Genomic DNA, 6,764 nt, shown 5'->3' with positions numbered 1-6,764 from the left:
GCCGCTGTTCAGTACTGACCATTGACCGTTCCTCTCGGGTCTGTCCGCGGGGTGGTGGCACTTAGCACAGCTCCTGGTGGTTGCTGTTCAGCGAAGCCGGGGCTTTTGGCGGATGTTCGTAACGCGGGAGGCCGCTTCCAACGCTTCCTTGAGGCGCTCGTTCCGAAGAGCGAGGTGCTGGACTTGTGCTGCGGCCAAGGCGAGCTGACCGGTCAGATCGCGATTTCGCCGGCGGAGCTTCGCATTGCGCGCGACGAGCCTGTCGTGCTCGGTCGGGCCGCCTCGCGGTGCCGCGGGGGCCGTCCGGTGCTCGGAGATCTCGCGGGCGATCTCCGGATAGCGGCGGCGGAAGGTGGTGTTGGTCAGACCGAGACGGCGGGCCAGCATGAGGACACTGGGCCTGCTGTTGTCTTCCCCGCAAGCGTCCAGCACCTGCTGCAGGTGCTTGCGGACGAGGGCCTCGGGCAGGTCGGGGACTCGGCGAGTCATGACGGGACAGCTTCCTGTCCGTTCGAGGTCAAGAACTCCACGACCTCGCCGCGGCGGCCCTGCAGGAGTTCCCGGAGGCGGGGCGCCAGCATCGGCCGAGAGGCAAGGCGCTTGTCGATGCGGGCAACCTCGCGCTGCCAGGCGGCAACGTTCTCCGGGGTGAGCGCAACATTCCGGCAGGCCAAGGGGAGACAGCCTCCGTGAGAGGGGAGCCCTTCGCTGTTGCCGCGCCGGGCCTTCTCGCAAAGGGCCTTGGCGGGGTCGTTGACGCAGGTGATGTACTCACCGGGATAGACAGCAGGATCGTGCCTTTTCATGATTCTCCTGATGCGGTGCTTGTCTTTGGCGACCTGCCCCTGGAACTGGGCCCGGTCACCGAAGTTCTGAAGGCGTCGTGCGGCCTCTTCAGCCGAGGGCCCGGCGAGGCCGAGGTGCTGATGGGCATCGATCATTTCCATGTAGACCTCGCCGCGGGCGATGGCCTGCTCGCTCTCGACCTCGGCCCGGAACCCTGAGTCACTGGTTCCTGCATAGCCTTCGAACATCTGGATGCTGTGGTGGCGGTATTGCAGGGCGCCAGCGATGACGCCGCCGGGGCGCCGGGCGATGAACCAGGCCAGAGTGCGTCGGAAGTGGCTGGTCTTCAGTTTGATCTTGTAACCCTGGCCGGCCGGGATGATGTCGGGGTGGTCGCCTTCGGTGCAGAGTCGGTTCACGAAAGCGGTGAACGCATTGAGCTGCAGGTTGGTCGCCAGAGTGCCCAGCGCCTTGTTTGCGCCCGTCTTGTTTCCGGCGCCGTGGGGAAGGGCTGCGAAGAGGTAGTCCCGAGCTGTCGGCTGAAGCTGTTCGAGCATCCCGATGGCGCGGGCGACCGTCGCGTTGACGGTCCAGGTCGCCGGAACGCCAGCGACGTCTTCCTCACCCTTGAAGGCCAGGCTGTTGAGCTTCCAACGGTAGGGGCGGCCGTCCTCGTCGCATTTGATCTCCAGGCATCCGCGCTTGAGGTGCTTGATCTCGGAGTCCCGCATGCCACTGAGGAAGGCGATCACGATGTAGCAGGCGATCTGCAGATGACGGGCAAGCCGAGCGAGGCTGTTGGCCGAGTTGTGATGAGTGCTGATCGAGGTAATCCAGGGCTTCTCGCCCAGCCTTCCTTGGACGCTCTCGATGAACGTGCTCTCGGTGACGCCGACGATCGCCGCTGCTTCGTCGAGAGCCTGGCGATACCAGGACAGAGCGGAGTGGTGGCAGCCAACGAGGTGGGCTAGATGGGTAAGGCTCGGTTGCCCGTGCCAGCCCGGCAGCGGCCGGCCGGCGGAGACGTAGTTCCGAAGCAGCCGCTGTAACCGTGCCCCGAGATTCCTGCGCAGGTGACGGGGACGAGGGCGCCTTGCGCGGTTTCGGCGCCATTGCTGGTCGGCGTCGAGGATGTCGGGGGCGAAGTCGTCGATGAACCGCAGGGCCCAGACCAGCAGAGGGCCGAGAACTTCCTCGGGGAGGCGGTCGGTCTCATTGTCGCCCTGGCGGACCTGCTTCGATTCGCTCCAGCCGTCGAGGCCGAGGGGATCGAACCGGCAAGCCGTGCTCACCGAGATGCCTCCGCCATCGCCAGAGCAATCGCAGAACCCCACGGAGCTGCGAACGCTGTGTGCGGTTGTTCGGGAAGACGGCAAGGAGATGCCTGCGGTAGTCGTCGAGGTCGCCGGGTGAGAGTTCAGCCAGCTCGTTCCGCTCTGGTGACCACCGGCGGTCGAGCCACTTCAAGAACCGCTTGAGCCCGGTGAACTCTCCGCGGATGGTGGAAATCCGCGGAGAGTCCTCACCGTCGGGCGCTTCCAGAGACAAGAGCGCATAGAAGAGGCGCTTGGCAGCTGGGCGAAATCGCTGCGGGAGGGTGGGGAAGTTGAGGATCTGAGCCTTCTCGTGCGCTTTGAGCCCAGCGGGCGTCAGCCGCCAGACGTCGTGGCTGTAGCGGGAAGTGTCCTGCAGGTGAATCCCGCTCTTCAGCGGGCGGCCGTGCAGGACGTACGGGTCCTCGAGAGAGACGACCTCTGGGTGACGCGCGAAGGTGGCGGTACTCATGGCTGATCCCAGGGTGCTTCGACCAGGTCGAGGAGGGCGTCGGGCAGGGGCTGCTGGCGCTCTTTGTCGACTTCGGCCGGTGTGAACTTCGAGAGGATGTCGCGCTTGATCGCGACCCAGGCGGGCCCGTAGCGATCCCACCAGGCGTCCTCACTCATGCGCTGCCGCATCGCGCCCAAGCCCTCCAGCAGGCCCAGAAGCTTGGGCAGGTGGGTGCGGGTGACCAGGCAGTTTCCGCAGTGGAAGCAGGCGAGGAATGAGTCGTCGCAGGTAGCACCGGTTTCTGGGTGCTGGTCATGGTCCTTGCAGGCCGTCCAGGCGGTGTCCAGTGCGCCGTCGGCGAGGTCGCGGGCGGTCGTCGCGGGAAGTCCGGCCTGTTCAAGTTGCTGTGGTGACTCTGCTGTCGGGATCACGGTGGGTTCGCCTCGGCGTCCGACGGCGGTCGCGTGAGCGTCCCAAGCCGCCTGTTCGGCATCTGCGAGGGCCTCGGAGACCACCTCTTCAGCCCAGTCGCGGGTGTTTTCATCTGGTTGCAGATAGTTCGTGAACAGCACTTGAGCCGTGTTGCTCTTCGCTGCCGAGGGGAGATGCCCTCCGAGCTGTTTGGTGCGGCGGGCGTCGACGCTGGTCTTGATCCTGTTGAAGGTCACTTTGAGCGGCGCCGGGCCAGCGGGAGACGCCTTGCCAGCCGCCTCGACCGTCACGTCTTTGACCTGGTCATTCTTCGTTTTGGTGGCAGGCTTCGGGTCCGCGAGGAGGGGTTTCGTTCGGGCTGCCGCCCACTTCGTCATGGAAGAGGCCGAGCCGTGGCTGAGGTCGATCTCAAAGGGGGCGAAGTGCTCGACCACCCTCCCGGCGCCCTGGGGGACATTGCGCCAGACGCAGAAGGCCGAAGATGAACCGCAGGCCGCACGACTGCGTGCCGTCAGCTCGAGTAAGAGCAGATAGAGGCCGCCAGGCGTATGAAGTTCACGGCCCTTCGGCCCGATCTCCCAGGTCACGGTCTCGAACCAGCGCTTGGTTCCCTTCCGGCGTTTCACCAACACGAGCTCGATTGCCCGGTCCTCCAGCCTCCGATGCCGGACTGGGAGTTCTTTGAGGGTCTCGCCGTTGCGTTCGGTGACCAGGGCCAGAAGGGCCAACAGGGGAGACACGTCCTGCCAGGTCAAGTGCAAATGTGATGCGAGAACGGCCCGCCGGTGCCGACTGCTGGGCCCGCCCGTCAACATGGGGACCTCGCCGGAGGCGGCCATGCCGGCGAGGACCTCGGCCAGCGAATGCTGCTCTGGCTCCAACGCATCTCGCTCGTCGTGCCAGCGCCGTACGAGTTCTTCGCCGGAGCGCATGCGCCGGACGATGCGGGCCGTGTCCGTTCGGGCGGCAGCGATCAGCCTCTCGAACTCGCCATCCGAGTATCCGCCGACTGGCACTCGCTTCGGTTTGGTCAGCCGCCGTTTGAGGGCGTCCCAGGCGTCCTCGGGCAGTCGGCCTTTCAGATGGACGTCTGCGAACTGGAGTTGCATTTCCCGCATGTCGTTGTATCTCGTGTGCGGTGACGCATCGGTGCGGTCGTGGAAAGCATCGACGTGAGCTCGGGTGAGTTCCTCAGGAGCGGATGGAATCGGATCCGTTTTGGAGAGGAACTGGGCCCAGTTGGCGCAAGCCCGCCAGCTCGTCTTGCTGCCCGAAAGGGTGCGGACGTCACCGCTGGGGCCAATTCGCAGAGCCAGAGCTTCGGCCAGCAACGGATGCCATCCCGGCGACGGCAATTTCCCGAGGTCATAGCTGGCGCGACGTTTGTCATCGCCATGGAAGTCGACCACCAACCTGCCCGACGTCTCTTCGCGGACCGGTGGGGGCGCTTCGTAGCCGTCTGGCGGAAGGGCGGACGGACGGCCTGGTCCGGTGCTGCCGCGGCCTCGGCGGGTCATACCTTCTCCCCGAGCTCGGCGGGCAGGCCCGCGGGCGGGGTCTCGTCCCCGAGGACGTCGACCGTCGTGTCGCGTGGGTCCTCCCAGGTATCGGGGACCAGAGCCATACGGGTCTCCATCTCCAGTTCCTGCAAGGCGTGCAGATAGATCAAGGTCGACAGAATCGAGGCGTGCCCGAGCCGGCGCCGGACCCAGTCCAACGGGTCGCCGAAGATCCGCTGGTAGTGCAGCCGCTGTGCCGGGTTCATGTCGCCGAGGGCAGCAATGTGCCCGCGCTGGAGTTGCTCAAGGGTGATGACGGCGAACGTGTGCCGCAGAAGATGGGCGTGAGCCCGGAGGTCGAGACCTTGTTCCTCGCACCTCCGGTTGGCGTCGGTGAACATGTCCTTCCAAGTCGATAAGGACAACGGCATGCCGCTCTCGCCGAGCCAGAACATCGCGGGCTCCAAGCCGTGCTCAGCGTCGATCAGCAGCCGCTGACGCTCGCGCGGGTCGAGCAGCCGGACGTCGACTTTCTCGCCGCGGTTGATCCCGCTCGAGTACTGGGCCAGGTGTGGCCGCTCCGGATCGAAGATCACGATCGGCCGGCGGATCCTGTCGTAGCGGCCCGCGTCCCGGGCCTCCTCGATAACCCATCGACGGTCCTCGGTCGCGTAGGCCGTCAGGTCCCGGCGGACCGAGGCCGGCTCATAGACCCAGCGTGCCGAGTTTCGCTTCGCGATCGCCTTGGGCAGCCAGGACTTGCTGTAGCCGGCCGGGCCGGGACCGGTGGGGACTTCGAGAGTGAGGCGGCTGGCCTGTTCCTCCAGCCGTAGGCCGGTGCGGACCGTCGAGTCGGTGAAGGTCCCGTTGCGTGGAGCCCACCGACCACGGAAATTGTCCCGGGGCAGGCCCTCACGGTCGTAGCCGAGGATGCCGACGTCCCGCCAGCGTCGGTAGGACGGCGCGGGCAGCCACTCAAGGACTTCGCCGCCCACGTCGTGGGCGTAGCTCGCCGGCACCGTGTCCTGCGTGGGATCCGGCTTGGAACGGCGCCTGCGACCCCTTGCCGCCTCGTGCTGGCCATCACGTCGGGGCCGCTGCGGGATCGGCACCTCCGGCACCCACAGCTTCTTCTTCGCGTAGAGGTAGAAGTGCTGCAAGTGCGTGACCTCCTGGCTCCACGTATCGCCGTCGATGCGTGGCCCGCCTGGATCACGTCGCCGCCAGTAGTGGTAGGCCGTGTGGTCGGCCTCTGTCGCATCCCGCCAACCCTTGCCACCACGGCTCCAGTGCAGGAAGTTCAGGCTCCTGCAGAGGGCCGACGCCCGGTTGAGCTGGCTGTTCAGCGGGCCTTCCATGAGGTTCACCTGATGGAAGTACGAGTTCAGGTCCGTGTCGTAGACGAAGCAAGGCGACAACAGGTACGGCGTCCCGTCAGGAATGCCCAGGTCATCAAGCCACAGCTCCCACTCATCCGGTGAAAAGCGCAGGTGCCAGGGCTGTGGCTCCGGCTGCGGCAGGTCCCGAGAGCTGTAGTGGACCGACCAGGCATCTTGTCTCAGCACCCGCGGACCGTACAGCTACCTGGACACTGACCAAGCGTGCACAATCCCTGCGCGTTGTGAATGAGAGCGGAGGCGTTCACCGGCTCCTGTCGGCCGTCGAGGCCCGCGTCCATGAGCTTGGCGCGCAGCGTCGGCGAGGTCATGCTGGCGATCGGCAGCCATTGGGCGCCAGCTACTTCCTCGTCCTGCAGGACGAGCTGCGGCGGCAGCTCGTCGGCGAGGTAGAAGGCGTATCGGAGGTCGTAGTGCCTATGCGGCGGCTCGCTGCGCTCGGGGTTGGCGTCGATCTCGTGGACATCGACGTCGATCGGCGAACCCAGGCATTGGGGAGTCAGGGTGAGCGCGCCGGCCGGGATGCCAGCTTCCTCCTCGAGCTCGCGCAGCGCGGCGGCGAGCAGGGAACGGTCCGTGTGCTCGAGATGGCCTCCCGGCACAAGGAGCAGCCCCGTCAGCCGGTGGCGAATGTGCAGCACGTTGCAGTTGCGGTCGATGACGACCGCACTGCACGTGACGTGGCCGGGCAAGGTGGTCCGGCTGGTCGCGTCGTCGGGCTGGTCGAGAGCGGCCAGGAGGTCGGCCAGGGCGTCCCGCTCGGCTGGGTGGTGGGCGAGGTAGGCCTCGACGGTCTTGCGGATGTGGGTGTGGCTGGGGGGCACGGAGGACTTCTCGCCTTCGGTGGGGGTGCGGTGTCCGGATCGGGGGTTTGGCGTCATGG

The 6,764-nt window shown here is 66.3% G+C and carries 6 protein-coding genes; all 6 read right to left on the bottom strand.

Going from position 1 to position 6,764, the window contains the following annotated elements; genetic code table 11:
- Positions 1–87: 87 nt before the first annotated feature.
- Positions 88–489 carry an MreC domain-containing protein gene (locus ACODT5_RS01605; protein WP_422517344.1) on the bottom strand — a complete coding sequence of 134 codons (402 nt, stop codon included), beginning with the start codon at positions 487–489 and terminating at the stop codon, positions 88–90.
- Positions 486–2,078, bottom strand: coding sequence for a hypothetical protein (locus ACODT5_RS01600; RefSeq protein WP_422517343.1), 1,593 nt, complete (start codon positions 2,076–2,078; stop codon positions 486–488). Before ACODT5_RS01600 ends, ACODT5_RS01605 begins: the two co-directional genes overlap by 4 nt.
- Positions 1,999–2,571, bottom strand: coding sequence for a hypothetical protein (locus tag ACODT5_RS01595; protein WP_422517342.1), 573 nt, complete (start codon positions 2,569–2,571; stop codon positions 1,999–2,001). Before ACODT5_RS01595 ends, ACODT5_RS01600 begins: the two co-directional genes overlap by 80 nt.
- A complete protein-coding gene (locus ACODT5_RS01590; protein WP_422517341.1) occupies positions 2,568–4,397 on the bottom strand; it encodes a hypothetical protein in 1,830 nt (609 codons plus the stop codon). The genes ACODT5_RS01595 and ACODT5_RS01590 overlap by 4 nt, the downstream gene beginning before the upstream one ends.
- Before the next feature lie 101 nt (positions 4,398–4,498).
- Entirely contained in the window at positions 4,499–6,049 is a 1,551-nt protein-coding gene (locus ACODT5_RS01585) for an integrase (RefSeq protein ID WP_422517340.1), read from the bottom strand.
- The gene (locus ACODT5_RS01580; RefSeq protein ID WP_422517347.1) at positions 6,043–6,762 is read right to left on the bottom strand and encodes an NUDIX hydrolase; all 720 of its coding nucleotides are present in this window, start codon (positions 6,760–6,762) and stop codon (positions 6,043–6,045) included. The genes ACODT5_RS01585 and ACODT5_RS01580 overlap by 7 nt, the downstream gene beginning before the upstream one ends.
- Positions 6,763–6,764: the final 2 nt, after the last annotated feature.

It is taken from the genome of Streptomyces tatrensis (assembly GCF_049310065.1).
Taxonomy (GTDB): domain Bacteria; phylum Actinomycetota; class Actinomycetes; order Streptomycetales; family Streptomycetaceae; genus Streptomyces.
The sequence above is the reverse complement of the archived record's forward strand: the minus strand, read 5'-3'. Positions and strand labels throughout refer to the sequence as shown.

Coding starts and splice junctions, on each gene's coding strand:
- ACODT5_RS01605 (WP_422517344.1), bottom strand. CDS start 489: ATGACTCGCCGAGTCCCCGACCTGCCCGAGGCCCTCGTCCGCAAGCAC.
- ACODT5_RS01595 (WP_422517342.1), bottom strand. CDS start 2,571: ATGAGTACCGCCACCTTCGCGCGTCACCCAGAGGTCGTCTCTCTCGAG.
- ACODT5_RS01580 (WP_422517347.1), bottom strand. CDS start 6,762: ATGACGCCAAACCCCCGATCCGGACACCGCACCCCCACCGAAGGCGAG.